At 71.9% G+C, this 16,274-nt stretch carries 9 protein-coding genes; 8 read left to right on the top strand and 1 reads right to left on the bottom strand.

All coding sequences use genetic code 11. The features are described 5' to 3' along the window. Positions 1-130: 130 nt before the first annotated feature. Positions 131-2,476, bottom strand: a complete 2,346-nt coding sequence (locus SRB5_RS35120) for a DEAD/DEAH box helicase (protein WP_153457821.1) — start codon at positions 2,474-2,476, stop codon at positions 131-133. Positions 2,477-2,624: 148 nt separating this feature from the next. On the opposite strand from SRB5_RS35120, the gene SRB5_RS35115 reads away from it, so the two are divergent. The 8 genes from SRB5_RS35115 (at position 2,625) to tmk (ending at position 15,787) form a co-directional block, all read left to right on the top strand. Further along, complete coding sequence (locus tag SRB5_RS35115; RefSeq protein WP_323379017.1) at positions 2,625-2,978, top strand: STAS domain-containing protein; 354 nt, start codon at positions 2,625-2,627, stop codon at positions 2,976-2,978. Between the two features lie 125 nt (positions 2,979-3,103). Continuing rightward, the gene (locus SRB5_RS35110; protein WP_194293123.1) at positions 3,104-3,565 is read left to right on the top strand and encodes an ATP-binding protein; all 462 of its coding nucleotides are present in this window, start codon (positions 3,104-3,106) and stop codon (positions 3,563-3,565) included. 442 nt (positions 3,566-4,007) lie between these two features. Then, the gene (locus SRB5_RS35105) at positions 4,008-6,410 is read left to right on the top strand and encodes a sodium-translocating pyrophosphatase (RefSeq protein ID WP_153457819.1); all 2,403 of its coding nucleotides are present in this window, start codon (positions 4,008-4,010) and stop codon (positions 6,408-6,410) included. 164 nt (positions 6,411-6,574) lie between these two features. Next, positions 6,575-7,144: a small secreted protein gene (locus tag SRB5_RS35100; protein WP_153457817.1), complete on the top strand. Its 570-nt coding sequence runs from the start codon at positions 6,575-6,577 to the stop codon at positions 7,142-7,144. 22 nt (positions 7,145-7,166) lie between these two features. Further along, positions 7,167-8,711: a class I SAM-dependent methyltransferase gene (locus tag SRB5_RS35095; RefSeq protein WP_323379016.1), complete on the top strand. Its 1,545-nt coding sequence runs from the start codon at positions 7,167-7,169 to the stop codon at positions 8,709-8,711. Positions 8,712-8,835: 124 nt separating this feature from the next. Further along, positions 8,836-9,381, top strand: a complete 546-nt coding sequence (locus tag SRB5_RS35090; protein ID WP_153457815.1) for a DUF805 domain-containing protein — start codon at positions 8,836-8,838, stop codon at positions 9,379-9,381. A 393-nt stretch (positions 9,382-9,774) separates the two neighbouring features. Next, the gene (gene topA / locus SRB5_RS35085; RefSeq protein ID WP_153457813.1) at positions 9,775-12,609 is read left to right on the top strand and encodes a type I DNA topoisomerase; all 2,835 of its coding nucleotides are present in this window, start codon (positions 9,775-9,777) and stop codon (positions 12,607-12,609) included. A 292-nt stretch (positions 12,610-12,901) separates the two neighbouring features. Further along, a complete protein-coding gene (tmk, locus tag SRB5_RS35080; protein ID WP_153457812.1) occupies positions 12,902-15,787 on the top strand; it encodes a dTMP kinase in 2,886 nt (961 codons plus the stop codon). Positions 15,788-16,274 lie beyond the last annotated feature (487 nt).

Genomic DNA, 16,274 nt, shown 5'->3' with positions numbered 1-16,274 from the left:
CGTCCGGCTCCGGCACCTACTGACGTCAGTAGGTGCCGGAGCCGGACGCCGGGAGTGGGCGCCGGCGCTCTGCCTACGCGTGCGAGCAGGCCCGAGCCGGTGGCCGCCGGCGCCCTGGGGTGAAGCCCCTTCACCCCAGGAGGGCGCCGAGGAGGCGGATCGACGCCGCCTTGTCCAGGGGGTCGTTGCCGTTTCCGCACTTCGGCGACTGCACGCACGACGGGCACCCCGCGTCGCACTCGCACGACGCGATCGCCGCCCGGGTGGCCGTGAGCCACTCCCGCGCCACGCCGAACGCCCGCTCGGCGAAGCCCGCGCCGCCGGGGTGGCCGTCGTACACGAACACCGTCGGCAGCAGAGTGTCCGCGTGCAGCGGGACGGAGACGCCCCCGATGTCCCACCGGTCGCACGTGGCGAACAGCGGCAGCATGCCGATGGACGCGTGCTCCGCCGCGTGCAGCGCCCCGCCGAGGTCCACGGGGTCGACGGAGGCCGCCAGCAGCTGGTCCTCCGTCACCGTCCACCACACCGCCCGCGTCCGCAGCGTCCGTGGCGGGAGGTCCAGCTTGACCTCCCCCAGCACCTCGCCGGTGACGATCCGGCGCCTGAGATAGGAGACGACGTGATTGGTGACCTCCACCGACCCGAAGCACAGCCGCGCCTCGCCCCACGGCTCCTCCCGGTCCACCTCCAGGATCGACACGGCCGTGGTGTCCCGCGCGGTCGTGGTGTACGAGGGCTCCGCCCGCTCCACCAGCGCCACGGAGTCCTCCAGGTCCAGCTCCCGTACGACGTACGTCCGCCCCTGGTGCAGATGCACCGCGCCCTCGTGCACCGCCGTATGCGCCGACCCCGCGTCCACCGTGCCCAGCAGCCGCCCCGTCCCGTCCTCCACCACGTCCACCGGCCGCCCCCCGCCGCCGCGGATGTCCGCCAGGTCCGCCGCCCGCTCCCGCCGCGTCCAGTGCCACCCCGTCGCCCGGCGCCGCAGCAGCCCCCGCTCCTCCAGCGCCGGCATCAGCTCGGGCGCCGCCGGCCCGAAGAGTTCCAGGTCCGCCGGGGTCAGCGGGATCTCCGCCGCCGCCGCGCACAGATGGGGGGCGAGGACGTACGGGTTGTCGGGATCCAGCACCGTCTGCTCCACGGGCCGGCGGAAGATCGCGTCCGGGTGGTGGACCAGATACGTGTCCAGCGGATCGTCCCGCGCCACCAGCACCGCCAGCGCCCCCTGCCCGCCCCGCCCGGCCCGCCCCGCCTGCTGCCACAGCGACGCCCGCGTCCCCGGGTAGCCGGCGAGCAGCACCGCGTCCAGCCCCGACACGTCCATGCCCAGCTCCAGCGCCGTCGTCGCCGCCAGCCCCAGCAGCTCCCCCGAGTGCAGCGCCGCCTCCAGCGCCCGCCGCTCCTCCGCCAGATAGCCGCCCCGGTACGCCGCGACACGCCCGGCGAGCGACCTGTCCACCTCCGCGAGCCGCTCCTGGGCGATCAGGGAGATCAGCTCCGCCCCCCGCCGCGACCGTACGAACGCCACCGTCCGCACCCCCGACACCGCCAGATCCGTCAGCAGATCCGCCGTCTCGGCCACCGCCGTGCGCCGCACCGGCGCGCCGCGCTCCCCGTGCAGCTGGGTCAGCGGCGGCTCCCACAGCGCGAACACCAGCTCCCCGCGCGGCGAGGAGTCCTCCGTGACCTCGGTGACCGGCACCCCGGTCAGCCGCGACGCCGACTCCCCGGGTTCGGCGGCCGTGGCCGACGCCAGCAGGAACACCGGGTCGGAGCCGTACCGGGCGCAGACCCGCCGCAGCCGCCGCAGCACCTGCGCCACATGAGAGCCGAACACCCCCCGGTAGGTGTGGCACTCGTCGATCACGACATACCGCAGCGTCCGCAGGAACGACGACCAGCGCGCGTGCGCCGGCAGCAGCCCCCGGTGCAGCATGTCGGGGTTGGTGAGGACGACGTTGGCGTACAGCCGCACCCAGTCCCGCTCCTCCACCGGCGTGTCCCCGTCGTACACCGCCGGCCGCACGGCCTTGCCCAGCGGCCCCGCCAGCGCCTTCAGCGCCCGCAGCTGATCCGCCGCGAGGGCCTTGGTCGGCGCCAGGTACAGCGCCGTCGCGCCGCGCCCGTTCGGTGCCTCGGAGCCGTCCAGCGCCGCGCTCAGCACCGGCGCCAGATACGCCAGCGACTTCCCCGACGCGGTCCCGGTCGCCACCACCGCCGACTCGCCCGCCAGCGCGTGCGCGGCCACCTCCGCCTGATGGCGGTACGGACGCTCGATTCCGGCCGACTCGATCGCGGCCACGACCTCGGGCCGGATCCCGTCCGGCCACGAGGAATGGGCCCCGGCCCGGGAGGGCAAGTGCTCCGTATGAGTGATGCGCTGACGGCGGTCGGAGCGGGCGGCGAGCCGCCGCAGGATCGCGCCGGGTCCCGTTCTGCCGGGCGCACCCGGGTTGTTGCTGGTGGTGTCCATCGCCACCGAGTCTCGCACCGGTGGGTCACCGGTGCGGCGGACAATGCCTCGAAGGCGTCGTGCACTCACCCGGGTAGTGATTGAATGCCTTCGCGGGTGCCGAACAATCTTTGAGGGCAGCCGCTCGCTGCAAGGTGCTGGAGGATCCGTGGACCTGTCCCTGTCGACTCGAACCGTTCCCGGCCCGGACGGCGACCGCACGGTCGTCGAGGTCGGTGGCGAGATTGACGTCTATACCGCGCCCAAGCTGCGCGAGCAGCTGGTCGAGCTCGTGAACGACGGCAGTTACCACCTGGTGGTCGACATGGAGGGCGTCGACTTCCTCGACTCCACCGGTCTGGGTGTGCTGGTCGGCGGTCTGAAGCGGGTGCGGGCGCACGAGGGTTCGCTGCGGCTGGTGTGCAACCAGGAGCGCATTCTCAAGATTTTCCGTATCACCGGCCTGACCAAGGTCTTCCCGATCCACACCTCGGTGGACGAGGCGGTCAACGCCAAGGACTGAGCGCCTGCGACCATCTACAGGCGAAGACAGTGACACCGGCGAGGCAGACGAACGACGGAGTACGGGCCGCCCCGAGGCCGCCCGTACGTCCCGTCCCGCAGCCCCGGACGACCTAGGGGGATGGCATGGCCACCGTCGAACTGCGATTCAGCGCACTGCCCGAGCACGTGCGCACCGCCCGCCTGGTCGCGGCCGCGGTCGCCCGCCGGGCCGGCGTCGACGAGGCCGTGCTCGACGAGGTCCGCCTCGCGGTCGGCGAGGCCTGCTCGCGCGCCGTGGGGCTGCACATCAGCAGCGGCGTCGACAGCCCGGTGCGGGTGGTGCTGACGGAGGAGGAGAAGAGATTCTCCATCGAGGTCGGTGACGACGCCCCGGCCGATCCGTCGAGTTACGCCGTGCCCGCGGCCCGTACGGCCGCCGGACACCACCCCGACCCCGACGCCCTCGACGGCGCGGAGGACGGCGAGGACCAGATGGGCCTCGCGGTCATCAGCGGGCTGGTGGACGACGTCGAGGTCACCACGGGCGAGGCCGGCGGCCTCATCCGGATGAGCTGGCCCACCACCCCGGACTCGGTCACGCCCTGATCGTCCCGCCATGCCCGGCCCGTCCCAGTAGTGTGACGGGCTGTTTCGGCCACTGATCGCGAACTTCTTCACCGGTGTGCCGATCCGCCGTGCCCGGAAGATCGTTTATCCGCCGAGAGCATCATCATCTTGAATTCGATCAAGCTTTGATCTGGGATTATCTCGATAATAAAGATCGATTAGCGTGATCGTTATTTATTTCACAATAGATCAAAAACGCCGGTCCCCGGTCCTCCTTACGAGCGAATTGCCGGGCTTCGGTCGCCTCGTTGATCTCCACGTCAGGCGAATTCCGCTTCGCACGCCCTGTTTTGATCCAGGGCTTCTCCCTAGAATCCGTCCACATCTTGCAGCTCAGGACGCCTGAGCGCTGCGGCCGCCCAACCCGGCCCCACCGGCCGGTTTGCCGCAACGCCCATGTGCCGTACGTCAAGGAGGACGAATGGCGGGGCTCTTTACCCCACTCGCACAGGACCAAACACTCGCAGCCGCGGTATTGACCGGCGACAATCGAGCGATTGTCGCGGTTATCGCCGTCGTCGCCGTGGCCGCACTCGCCGTCGCCGTGGTGTTGGTCCGTCAGGTCCTCGCCGCCGGCGAGGGAACCGACAGCATGAAGAAGATCGCCGCGGCGGTGCAAGAAGGCGCGAACGCGTATCTGGCCAGGCAGATGCGAACTCTCGGCATCTTCGCCGTGGTCGTGTTCTTCCTCCTGATGCTGCTCCCGGCCGACGACTGGAACCAGCGGGCCGGCCGTTCGGTGTTCTTCCTGATCGGCGCGGCCTTCTCGGCCGCGACCGGCTACATCGGCATGTGGCTCGCGGTGCGCTCCAACGTGCGCGTGGCCGCCGCGGCCCGTGAGGCCACCCCCGGCGAGGGCGAGGCCGCCCGCGACCTCACCGAGGTCTCCCACAAGGCCATGAAGATCGCCTTCCGTACGGGCGGCGTGGTCGGCATGTTCACCGTCGGCCTCGGTCTGCTCGGCGCCGCGGTGGTCGTGCTCGTCTACGCGGCCGACGCGCCGAAGGTGCTCGAGGGCTTCGGCCTCGGCGCCGCGCTGATCGCGATGTTCATGCGTGTCGGCGGCGGCATCTTCACCAAGGCCGCCGACGTCGGCGCCGACCTGGTCGGCAAGGTCGAGCAGGGCATCCCGGAGGACGACCCGCGCAACGCCGCCACCATCGCCGACAACGTCGGCGACAACGTGGGCGACTGCGCCGGTATGGCGGCCGACCTGTTCGAGTCGTACGCCGTGACGCTCGTCGCCGCGCTCATCCTGGGCAAGGTCGCCTTCGGCGACGCGGGGCTGGCGCTCCCGCTGATCGTGCCCGCGATCGGCGTCCTCACCGCGATGATCGGTATCTTCGCCGTCGCCCCCCGGCGCTCCGACCGCAGCGGGATGACCGCCATCAACCGCGGGTTCTTCATCTCCGCGGTGATCTCCCTGGTGCTGGTGGCCGTCGCGGTCTTCGTGTATCTGCCCGGCAGCTTCGCGGAGCTCGACAACGCCGAGGGCCCGATCAAGGCCATGGACGGCGACCCGCGTGTCCTGGCCCTGGTGGCCGTCGCCATCGGCATCGTGCTGGCCGCCCTGATCCAGCAGCTCACCGGGTACTTCACCGAGACCAACCGGCGCCCGGTCCGCGACATCGGCAAGACGTCGCTGACCGGCCCCGCCACCGTCGTGCTCTCCGGTATCTCCATCGGCCTGGAGTCCGCCGTCTACACGGCGCTGCTCATCGGCCTCGGCGTGTACGGGGCGTTCCTGCTCGGCGGTACGTCCATCACCCTCGCGCTGTTCGCCGTGGCCCTGGCCGGTACGGGCCTGCTGACCACCGTCGGCGTCATCGTCGCGATGGACACCTTCGGCCCCGTCTCCGACAACGCCCAGGGCATCGCCGAGATGTCCGGTGACGTCGAGGGCGAGGGCGCCCAGGTCCTCACCGACCTGGACGCGGTCGGCAACACCACGAAGGCCATCACCAAGGGCATCGCCATCGCCACCGCCGTGCTCGCGGCGGCAGCGCTGTTCGGCTCGTACCAGGACGCCATCGGTACGGCGGTCGCGAAGGCCGAGACCACGATCGACGCGCACATGACCCTGAACCTGATCATCGGCCAGCCGAACAACCTGGTCGGTCTGATGCTGGGCGCGGCGGTCGTGTTCCTGTTCTCCGGGCTCGCGATCAACGCGGTGTCGCGTTCCGCGGGCGCCGTGGTCTACGAGGTGCGCCGGCAGTTCCGGGAGAAGCCCGGGATCATGGACTACACGGAGACCCCGGAGTACGGCAGGGTCGTCGACATCTGCACCAAGGACGCCCTGCGCGAACTGCGTACCCCCGGTCTGCTGGCCGTGATGGCGCCGATCGCGGTGGGCTTCAGCCTCGGGGTGGGCGCGCTCGGCTCGTTCCTCGCGGGCGCGATCGGCACCGGCACCCTGATGGCCGTGTTCCTGGCGAACTCCGGCGGCGCGTGGGACAACGCCAAGAAGCTCGTCGAGGACGGTCACCACGGGGGCAAGGGCTCCGAGGCCCACGCCGCCACGGTGATCGGTGACACCGTCGGTGACCCGTTCAAGGACACCGCCGGTCCCGCGATCAACCCGCTGCTGAAGGTGATGAACCTGGTGGCGCTGCTGATCGCCCCGGCGGTCGTCCAGTTCTCCTTCGGCGACGACGCCAGCCCGGGCATCCGCGCGGGCATCGCGATCGTCTCGATCGTGGTGATCGTCGGCGCGGTGTACTCCTCGAAGCGCCGCGGCATCGCCGTCGGCGACGAGGGCGCCGAGGAGACCCCCGGCAAGGTGGCCAAGCAGGCCTCCGACCCCGCGGTCGTCAACTCGTAACGCGACGACCTGGGCATACGGAACGGGGCGGGACCGCAGCGACGGTCCCGCCCCGTTCCCGTACGCCAGACGGGCCCCTCCCCGGCGTGCGAACTGCGCGATTCGTCCCTCGGGCGGGGTGGTCGGGTATCTTCCGGGGCCGAGGAGCCGTCGAAAGGACCCCCGTGATCAAGAAGATCGGTGCCGCGCTCATCGGCGCCACCGCCCTGGCGCTGGTGGCGAGCGGCTGCAGCAACGCGGACGACGCACGTGAGAAGAAGGTCGACGCGTGGGCCGCCGGCGTCTGCGACACGCTGCGCGAGCAGCTGAAGAACCGCGACGAGGCCACCGCGGAGATGGCGAAGGCCACCGGCGAGCCCGAGGCCACCAAGGCCAAGGCGGCGTACGTCTCCGCCTTCGACAAGTCGGCCAAGGCCTACCAGGCGATGGCCGCCGCCTACACCGACCTCGGCGTCCCGCCGGTCGACGACGGCAAGAACGTCCAGACCAAGACGGTGGCGTATCTCACGGACAAGGCCGACGCGTACGCCGCGCTCAAGGCCTCGGCCCAGAAGCTCGACACCGAGGACCAGGGCAAGTACGCCCAGGGCCTGCAGAAGCTCGCCGACCAGGTCCACAAGATCGACCCGGCGGACGGCGACCTCAAGGAGATGACCGAGGGCGAGCTCGAGGACGCCATGGCGCGTCAGGACGGCTGCCAGCGCACCGAGACCAAGGGCGACAACAAGGCGTGATCATCACCGGTAGCCTGCCGGGGTGAGCACACTTCCCCACGCCGGGAGCGCCGCACCGCTGCGCGAGGCGGCGCTCCGGGCCGGTTTCACCGCCGACGGCCTGCTGGACCTTCTCGGCGCGCCCGCCTACGCCGCCCTCGCCCGCGGCGAGACCGTCCCCGCCGAACGCGCCACGCGCGCCGACGACGACCCGGCGGCCGTCCTCACCCGGCTCTTCCTGCTCCGGCAGGCCGTCCCGCGCGCCGTGGCGGCCGCGGCGCTGCCGCTGGACGGCGGCTGGCTGCGTACGACGGACGACGGGGACGTGGCGGCCGTCGCCGACGTCCGGCCCTACGCGGGGCCCGACGGGCAGGACTGGTACGTCGTCTCCGACCTCGGGTGCGCCGTCGGCGGTGCGGCGGGCGCACGCGGGGGGCGTGAGGACCTCGTGCTGGGCGTCGGCGGGGCGTCAACCACGCTCGCCGGGATCACCGTTCGTACGCCTGTGCCCAGCGCCCTCGACGTCGGCACCGGCTCCGGCATCCAGGCGCTGCACGCCTCCGCCCACGCCGCCCGGGTCACCGCCACCGACCTCAACCCGCGCGCCCTCGCCTTCACCCGGCTCACCCTGGCGCTCAGCGGGGCGCCGGAGGCCGAGCTGCTCGAGGGGTCGCTGTTCGAACCCGTCGGGGAGGCGACGTACGACCTGATCGTCTCCAACCCGCCGTTCGTGATCTCGCCCGGCCACCGACTCACCTACCGCGACGGCGGGATGGCCGGGGACGAGCTGTGCCGCACCCTCGTCGGGCAGGCGGCCGGCCACCTCAACGACGGCGGCTACTGCCAGCTCCTCGCCAACTGGGAGCACCTCGACGGGCAGGACTGGCGCGAGCGGATCGCCGGCTGGGTGCCGCGCGGGTGCGACGCGTGGATCGTGCAGCGCGAGGTGCAGGACCCCACCGAGTACGCGGAGCTGTGGCTGCGCGACGCCGGCGACCACCGGGCCGTACCGGGCGAGTACGAGCGGCGGTACGACGCGTGGCTGGCCGAATTCGAGCGGCGCGGGGTGCGCGGCGTCGGCTTCGGGTGGATCACGCTGCGCAAGACGGGCGGCGGGGCGCCGTCGCTGACCGTCGAGGAGTGGCCGCACGCCGTGGAGCAGCCCCTGGGACCGGCGGTATCCGGCCACTTCGAGCGGGCCGCGTGGCTGCGGGGGATGGGCGACGACACGCTGCTCGCCGGGCACTACACGGTGGCCGGCGAGGTGGTGCAGGAGCAGCTGGGGCGGCCCGGTGAGGAGGACCCCGAGCACGTCGTCCTGCGCTCGGGCCGGGGGATGCGGCGGGCGACGCGGGCGGACACCGTGGGGGCGGCGCTCGTCGGCGCCTGCGACGGCACGCTGAGCGCGGGGCGGATCCTGGACGCGATCGCCCAGCTCCTGGGGGAGGACCCGGGCAAGCTGCGGGAGACGTTCCCGGCGCGGCTGCGGGAGCTGGTGGCGGAGGGATTCCTGGAGCCGGTGGCGACCGGCGGTGGCCGTGGGCCGCGGGCCATGCGGGCGCAGGGGCGGCCGGAGGCGACGGGGTAAGCGGTTACAGCCGAACCGTGACCTGAGATGCATTCCCCGTAGGGGTGGATGGCCGGTAGCTTCTCTGTTTGTCGTTTTTTTGGCGCTCCTCCGCTCGGGGCGTCGCGGGGAGGAAACAAGAAGTATGAACTGGTACATACACGTACTCAAGAACTACGCGAACTTCCAGGGCCGCGCGCGGCGCAAGGAGTTCTGGATGTACATGCTGTTCAACTACATCGCCATGGCGGTGCTGTTGGGCATCGGTGCCATCCTGTCCGGTGCCGCGGACTCGGCCGCGCTCGTGTTCGTCCTGTTCGGCGTCTACGTCGTGGGTGTCATCGTCCCCTCGCTGGCCGTGAACGTCCGTCGTATGCACGACATCGGCAAGTCCGGCGGCTGGATCTTCATCGCCCTCATCCCGTTCGGTATCGGCACCATCTGGTCGATCGTGCTCTGGTGCACCGACAGCCAGCCCGGCCCGAACCAGTACGGCCCGAACCCGAAGTACCCCGAGGTCGGCTACGGCGGCCAGGGCGGCTACCCGCAGCCGGGTTACCCCCAGGCCGGCTACCAGCAGCCCGGGTATCCCCAGCAGCAGGGCTACGCCCAGCCCGGTTACCCGCAGCAGCCCGGCTACCCCCAGCAGGGTGGCTACCCGCAGCAGGGTCAGAACCCGTACGGCGGCTGACCACCGCGTTCGTCCGTTCCCTCCGGGGGCCGTCCCGCACCACCGCGGACGGCCCCCGGGGCGTTTGCGTCCCGCACCCCCCGTACGACACTCCGGGGACTGTGACAAGGCGCATACCGGCCGAAGTCGCACGGCGAGCCGGAACCGCCGTACGCCGCCCGCCCGGAATGATCCATGACATCCGTTTTACGGTGTCGGCCACCCCCGGCGACATTGCCCGGATTCGGCCCTGTGCGGCAGGAATGGCAAGACTCGGGTTACCGTTCGAGTGACGCCCGGGGCTTTTGCCGCTTGACACGGGGGCGGTATGTACCGTCACACTCCGCACCAATGCACCAGGCGTACGAGACACCACCAGGACCGAGCCAAGACTGACCGGAGAAGAGAGCGAAGTTGTCCCCGACCAGCCAGACCCGCCGACTCGTCATCGTCGAGTCGCCCGCCAAGGCGAAGACGATCAAGGGCTATCTCGGCCCCGGCTACGAGGTCGAGTCGAGCGTCGGACACATCCGTGATCTCCCCAACGGCGCGGCCGAGGTGCCGGCGAAGTACAAGGGTGAGCCGTGGGCACGCCTCGGCGTGAACGTCGACGCGGACTTCCAGCCCCTGTACGTCGTCAACGCGGACAAGAAGCAGCAGGTCTCCAAGCTCAAGCAGCTGCTCGCCGACTCCGACGAGCTCTTCCTCGCGACGGACGAGGACCGCGAGGGCGAGGCCATCGCCTGGCATCTGCTCGAGGTGCTCAAGCCCAAGGTGCCCGTCCACCGGATGGTCTTCCACGAGATCACCAAGGACGCCATCCAGCAGGCGGTGAACAACCCCCGCACGCTGAACCAGAAGCTGGTCGACGCCCAGGAGACCCGCCGTATCCTCGACCGGCTGTACGGGTACGAGGTCTCGCCGGTGCTGTGGAAGAAGGTCATGCCGCGGCTGTCCGCCGGCCGTGTGCAGTCCGTCGCCACCCGGCTCGTCGTCGAGCGGGAGCGCGAGCGGATCGCCTTCCACTCCGCCGAGTACTGGGACCTGGCCGGCGTCTTCTCCACCGGTCGCGCGGGCGATGCCTCCGATCCCTCGACTTTCGGCGCCCGCCTCAACACCGTCGACGGCAAGCGCGTCGCCCAGGGCCGCGACTTCGGCCCCGACGGGAAGCAGAAGTCCGACACGCTGCATCTGGACGAGGCGGCCGCCCGCGCGCTGGCCGCCGCCCTGGAGCAGACGTCCTTCACCGTGCGCGGCGTCGAGTCCAAGCCGTACCGCCGCTCGCCGTACGCCCCGTTCCGTACGACCACGCTCCAGCAGGAGGCCTCGCGCAAACTCGGCTTCGGCGCGAAGGCCACCATGCAGGTGGCGCAGAAGCTGTACGAGAACGGCTTCATCACGTACATGCGTACGGACTCCACGACCCTCTCCGACACAGCCGTCACCGCCGCCCGGGCCCAGGTCACGCAGCTGTACGGCGCGGAGTACCTGCCGGACAAGCCCCGTACGTACGCCTCCAAGGTGAAGAACGCGCAGGAGGCGCACGAGGCGATCCGGCCCTCCGGCGACCGCTTCCGCACGCCCGCCGAGACGGGGCTGACCGGTGACCAGTTCCGGCTGTACGAGCTGATCTGGAAGCGCACCGTCGCCTCGCAGATGAAGGACGCCACCGGTCAGTCGGTGACCGTCCGCGTGGGCGGCGCGGCCGCCGACGGGCGGGACTGCGAGTTCACCGCCTCCGGCAAGATCATCACGTTCCACGGCTTCATGAAGGCGTACGTCGAGGGCGCCGACGATCCCGGCGCCGAGCTCGACAGCGCCGAGCGCCGGCTGCCGCAGGTCACCGAGGGCGACGCGCTCACGGCCACCGAGATGTCCGTCGACGGCCACGCCACCAAGCCGCCCGCCCGCTACACCGAGGCCACGCTGGTCAAGGAGCTGGAGGAGCGGGAGATCGGGCGGCCGTCGACGTACGCCTCGATCATCGGGACGATCCTCGACCGCGGCTATGTGTTCAAGAAGGGCACGGCCCTGGTGCCGTCCTTCCTGTCGTTCGCCGTCATCCGGCTGCTGGAGCAGCACTTCGGGCGGCTCGTCGACTACTCCTTCACCGCGAAGATGGAGGACGACCTCGACCGCATCGCCCGCGGCGAGGCACAGGCGGTGCCGTGGCTGCGGCGGTTCTACTTCGGCGAGGACGGCGTGGAGACGCCCGCCGAGGAGCGCGACGGCGACGACCACCTGGCCGGGCTGAAGGAACTCGTCACGGACCTCAGCTCCATCGACGCCCGCGAGGTGTCGTCCTTCCCCGTCGGCAACGGGATCGTGCTGCGCGTCGGCCGCTACGGCCCGTACGTCGAGCGCCCCTCGGACGTCGAGGGGGAGACCGGCCACCGCGCCGACGTCCCCGACGACCTGGCGCCGGACGAGCTGACGGTGGAGTACGCGGAGGAGCTGCTGGCGAAGCCCTCCGGCGACTTCGAGCTGGGCACCGATCCGTCGACCGGCTATCCGATCGTCGCGAAGGACGGCCGGTACGGGCCGTACGTGACGGAGGTGCTGCCGGAGGGCACGCCGAAGACGGGGAAGAACGCGGTGAAGCCGCGGACGGCCTCACTTTTCAAATCGATGTCCCTCGACACGGTCACGCTGGCCGAGGCCCTCAAGCTGATGTCCCTCCCCCGGGTCGTCGGCGAGGACGCCGAGGGCGTGGAGATCACCGCGCAGAACGGCCGCTACGGCCCGTACTTGAAGAAGGGCACGGACTCGCGTTCGCTGACGTCGGAGGAGCAGCTCTTCACGATCACGCTGGACGAGGCGCTGGCCATCTACGCCCAGCCCAAGCAGCGCGGACGGGCCGCCGCCAAGCCGCCGCTGAAGGAGCTCGGGACGGACCCGGTCTCGGAGAAGCCGGTGGTCGTGAAGGACGGCCGGTTCGGCCCGTACGTGACGGACGGCGAGACGAACGCGACGCTGCGCCGCGACGACGACGTGGACACGATCACGCCGGAGCGGGGCTACGAGCTGCTGGCGGAGAAGCGGGCGAAGGGGCCGGTCAAGAAGACGGCGAAGAAGGCGCCGGCGAAGAAGGCCGCGGCGAAGAAGACGGCCGCCAAGAAGACCGTGGCGAAGAAGACGGCCGCGAAGAAGACGACCGCTGCCAAGAAGACGACCGCGAAGACGGCGGCGGCAAAGAAGACGGCGACGAAGCGCACGGCGACGGCGTCGGTGGAGGATGACGGGGCGTAGGGGCCCCTGAAGCCGAGGGCTATATGGGCGGAGTGGGCGGGAGCCGGTGCGGCCTGCGAACCGGGGCTTGCAGCGCGAAAGGACCGACTTCCAGCCCGTCCGGCGTTTGAGGACGAGGCGCGCCAGCGCCGAAAAGGGGGCCGGGGGCGAAGCCCCCGCAGCGTCCCGAACCGTGAGTTATCCACAGGCCGACAAACCGTCACCCTGCCCTGACCTGCGAAAACCCTGGTCGTAAGACCAGATGTTCGGTGGGGAGCCCACCGTTCCACCGACGCTCGATAGTCTTGACCCCATGAATCGCGCCGAGCAGAACCCCGTAGGAACCCACCCCACGGACAGCCTCGCCGCCGACTCACGCGAGCGCGCCGTGAAGGCCCTCCTGCGCCATCCCCCGCTGCGCCGCCTCTGGGGCGCCGAGCTGATCGGCGGGATCGGCGACGCCCTGGCCCTGCTGGTGCTGACGGCGCTCACCGTGCAGGCGGCGGGCGCCGAGAGCATGTTCGGCGAGGGATACCGCGGCACGGCGATCGCCGTTGCGGCGGTCTTCGCCGTACGGATCCTCGCGACGCTGCTCTTCGGCGCCGTCCTGCTCGGCCCCCTGACTCAGCTGACGGGAGCGAAGGGCCCGCTCGACAAGCGCTGGACGATGATCGTCGCGGATGTCCTGCGCGTCGGACTGCTGCTCGTCGCCCCGCTGTGGATCGACTGGACGCCGGACCGCGCGCTGACCTGGCTGCTGGTCACCGCGTTCGTGGGGGGCGCGGCCGAGCGCCTGTGGACCGTGGCCAAGGACGGCGCCGCCCCGGCGCTGCTCCCCGCACCGCCCGCCGAAGGCGCGGCGGTCAGGGCGCTCCCGGATCACTATGAGGCGCTGCGCCGCCTCTCCCTGCGCACCGCGTATCTCGCCGTGCCGGCCGCCGCCGCGGCCCTCCTGGCGATCACGCTGGTCAGCAATCTGCTGGGGTCGGGGATCGAGTGGTTCCACCTGCACCAGGTGGCCCTCGGCTCGTATCTGGCGGCCGGGCTGTTCGCCGCCTCGATCACCGTTCTGTACTTCCTCGAGCTCCCGGACAGCGACTCCCGGCGCCCCCGTTCCCCGCTGGAGGGCCTGCGCCGGCCGAGGTCGCTGGAGGGCGACCTGGTGCGCGGCCGTACGGGCGCGATCCCGGTGCTGGTGCTCACCGGCGCCGCCGTCGCCGGAGCTGTCGCGGCGGCCACGGCCATCGCCGTCCTGCAGGCGCGCGACCTGGGTGGCGGGCCGGTGACGTACGCGCTGCTGGTGCTGGCCTTCACCGGCGGCCCGGGGCTCGGGATCCGCCTCGCGCCGAAGGTGCTGCCCGTCCTCTCCCGGCGCCGGCTGCTGGCGCTGGCCACGGCGGTCGCCGGGCTCGCGCTGCTCGCCGTCGGGCTGATCGGTGACACGGCGACGTCGCTCGGCGTCGCGCTGCTCGCCGGGATCGCCGCGGGGGTCGCCGCCGCGACGGGGCACACGCTGCTGGACCAGGAGACGGAGGCCGCGCGCCAGGCCCGGGTCACCGCGCATCTGCACGCCGTCGTACGGCTCGTCATCGCCCTCGCCGCGATCGCCGCCCCGCTGCTGGCCGCGGTGATCGGGCGGCACCGGGTGGAGAGCGGCGACTTCGTCTTCGACCACGACGGGTCGGCGTTCGCCTATCTGCTGATCGGCGCCCTGCTCCTGCCCGTCGCCGCGCTCGCGCTGGCCAAGACCGACGACCGCCAGGGCGTGCCGCTGCGCCGCGACCTGCGGGACGCGCTGCGGCGCGGCGCCGAGCCGGACGTGGCGCCGTCGGCCACCGGGTACTTCATCGCCGTCGAAGGCGGGGACGGCGCGGGGAAGTCCACACAGGTGGAGGCCCTCGCCGAGTGGATCCGCGGCAAGGGGCACGACGTCGTCGTCACCCGGGAGCCGGGTGCCACGTCCATCGGTCAGCGGCTGCGGTCGATACTCCTCGACGTGTCGTCCGCGGGCATCTCGCACCGCGCGGAGGCGCTGCTGTACGCGGCGGACCGGGCGGAGCACGTGGATTCGGTCATCCGCCCGGCGCTGGAGCGGGGCGCGGTCGTCATCACCGACCGGTACATCGACTCGTCGGTGGCGTACCAGGGGGCGGGCCGTGACCTCTCCCCGACGGAGATCGCCAGGATCTCGCGGTGGGCGACCGACGGGCTCGTCCCGCATCTGACGGTGCTGCTGGACATCTCGCCGGAGGTCGCGCGCGAGCGGTTCACGGAGGCGCCGGACCGGCTGGAGTCGGAGCCGGCGGAGTTCCACGAGCGGGTGCGCAGCGGCTTCCTCACGCTGGCCGCGGCCGACCCGGCGCGCTATCTGATCGTCGATGCCGCCCAGGACCCGGAGGACGTCGCCACGGTCGTACGGCACCGGCTCGACCAGCTGCTGCCCCTGTCCGAGACCGAGGTCCGCGCCCAGGAGGAGGCGCGGCGGCGCGCCGAGGAGGAGGCCAGGCGCCGGGCGGAGGAAGAGGCCGCGCGCAAGGCCGAGGAGGAGCGTCAGGAGCGCGAGCGCCAGGAGCAGATCGCCCGGCTGCGTGCCGAGGAGGAGGAGCGCCGGCGGCACGAGATCGAGGAGGCCAAGCGCCTCGAGGCCGAGCGGGAGGCCGAGTACGCCCGCCGGCGCGCGGAGGAGGCCGCCCGGATCGCCGCGGAGGAGCGGCAGCGGCGTGAGGCGGAGGAGGCCGCGTACCGCGCGGAGCAGGAGCGGCTGCGGCGCCTCGCCGAGGAGCAGGCGCGGCTGCGGGCGGAGGCGGAGGAGAAGCGGCTCGAGAAGCAGCGCCGGGCGGAGGAGGCCCTGCTCCGGGCGGAGCGGGAGCGGGACGCCGCCGCGGACTCGGAGGCCACGCGGGAGCTGCCGGCCACCGGCCCGGACGCGGAGGAGACGCTGCGCGTCCCGGCGGTGCCGGATCCGGACGTGACGCGCCCGCTGCCCCAGGTGCCGGACCCCGACGGGGAGGAGACGCGGGTCATCCCGCAGGTCCCGTCGCCGGGAGAGCTTCCGGAGGACCGGGTGCCGGAGTCGTACTTCCGCCCCTCGGGCGGGGCGCGGCAGCGGCCGACTTGGGCGGAGGAGACGCCTCTGGACGATCTGCCGTCGCTGGCGGATGAGCTCCTGGGGCGGGATGAGGACGAGCGCCGGTACTGACGTCGCGCCTCCGTCGCGCGGCGGTGTGCTTCGGTCTTTGTCTTCCGGTTGCGTCGGCTGTCGCGCATCCGGCCTTCGGCCGGAGGCCTCAAACGCCGGCCGGGCTGGGGGTGGGTGTCTTGGCCTCCGGGGTTGGTGTCTGGCCTGGCGGGGTGCGCCTGCTTTGGTCTGGGGGTCGGGGCCGCCCGACACACCTACGCGCGTACTGCCGCGTCGTGCTCGCGTTGGGAGCGTTTCCCGTACGCGCGCAGGCGTGTCGAACGTCCCCTTGCCCGCGTCGGCGGCTACCGGATTGTCCCTGGTCACCGCCCCCATAGCCCGCCAACCGTGGGGAACTCCCCCGGAGCACAGGCCCTCGTACGGTCGCCCCCGCAGTCGCCGGCCCGGCGGCGCGAAGCGCCGACGCCTCACTCCACACACCCCGGGGGCGCGCAGCGCCTCCGCCCGAAGCCGCGCCAGCGGCTTCCCCCACTCCGCATCACAAGGC

It is taken from the genome of Streptomyces smaragdinus (assembly GCF_009604385.1).
Classification (GTDB): Bacteria; Actinomycetota; Actinomycetes; order Streptomycetales; family Streptomycetaceae; genus Streptomyces; species Streptomyces smaragdinus.
The sequence above is the reverse complement of the archived record's forward strand: the minus strand, read 5'-3'. Positions and strand labels throughout refer to the sequence as shown.

Bases quoted from the DNA above. Each gene is read 5' to 3' on its own strand.
- SRB5_RS35120 (WP_153457821.1), bottom strand. From the start codon at position 2,476: ATGGACACCACCAGCAACAACCCGGGTGCGCCCGGCAGAACGGGACCC.
- SRB5_RS35110 (WP_194293123.1), top strand. From the start codon at position 3,104: ATGGCCACCGTCGAACTGCGATTCAGCGCACTGCCCGAGCACGTGCGC.
- SRB5_RS35105 (WP_153457819.1), top strand. From the start codon at position 4,008: ATGGCGGGGCTCTTTACCCCACTCGCACAGGACCAAACACTCGCAGCC.
- SRB5_RS35090 (WP_153457815.1), top strand. From the start codon at position 8,836: ATGAACTGGTACATACACGTACTCAAGAACTACGCGAACTTCCAGGGC.
- tmk (WP_153457812.1), top strand. From the start codon at position 12,902: ATGAATCGCGCCGAGCAGAACCCCGTAGGAACCCACCCCACGGACAGC.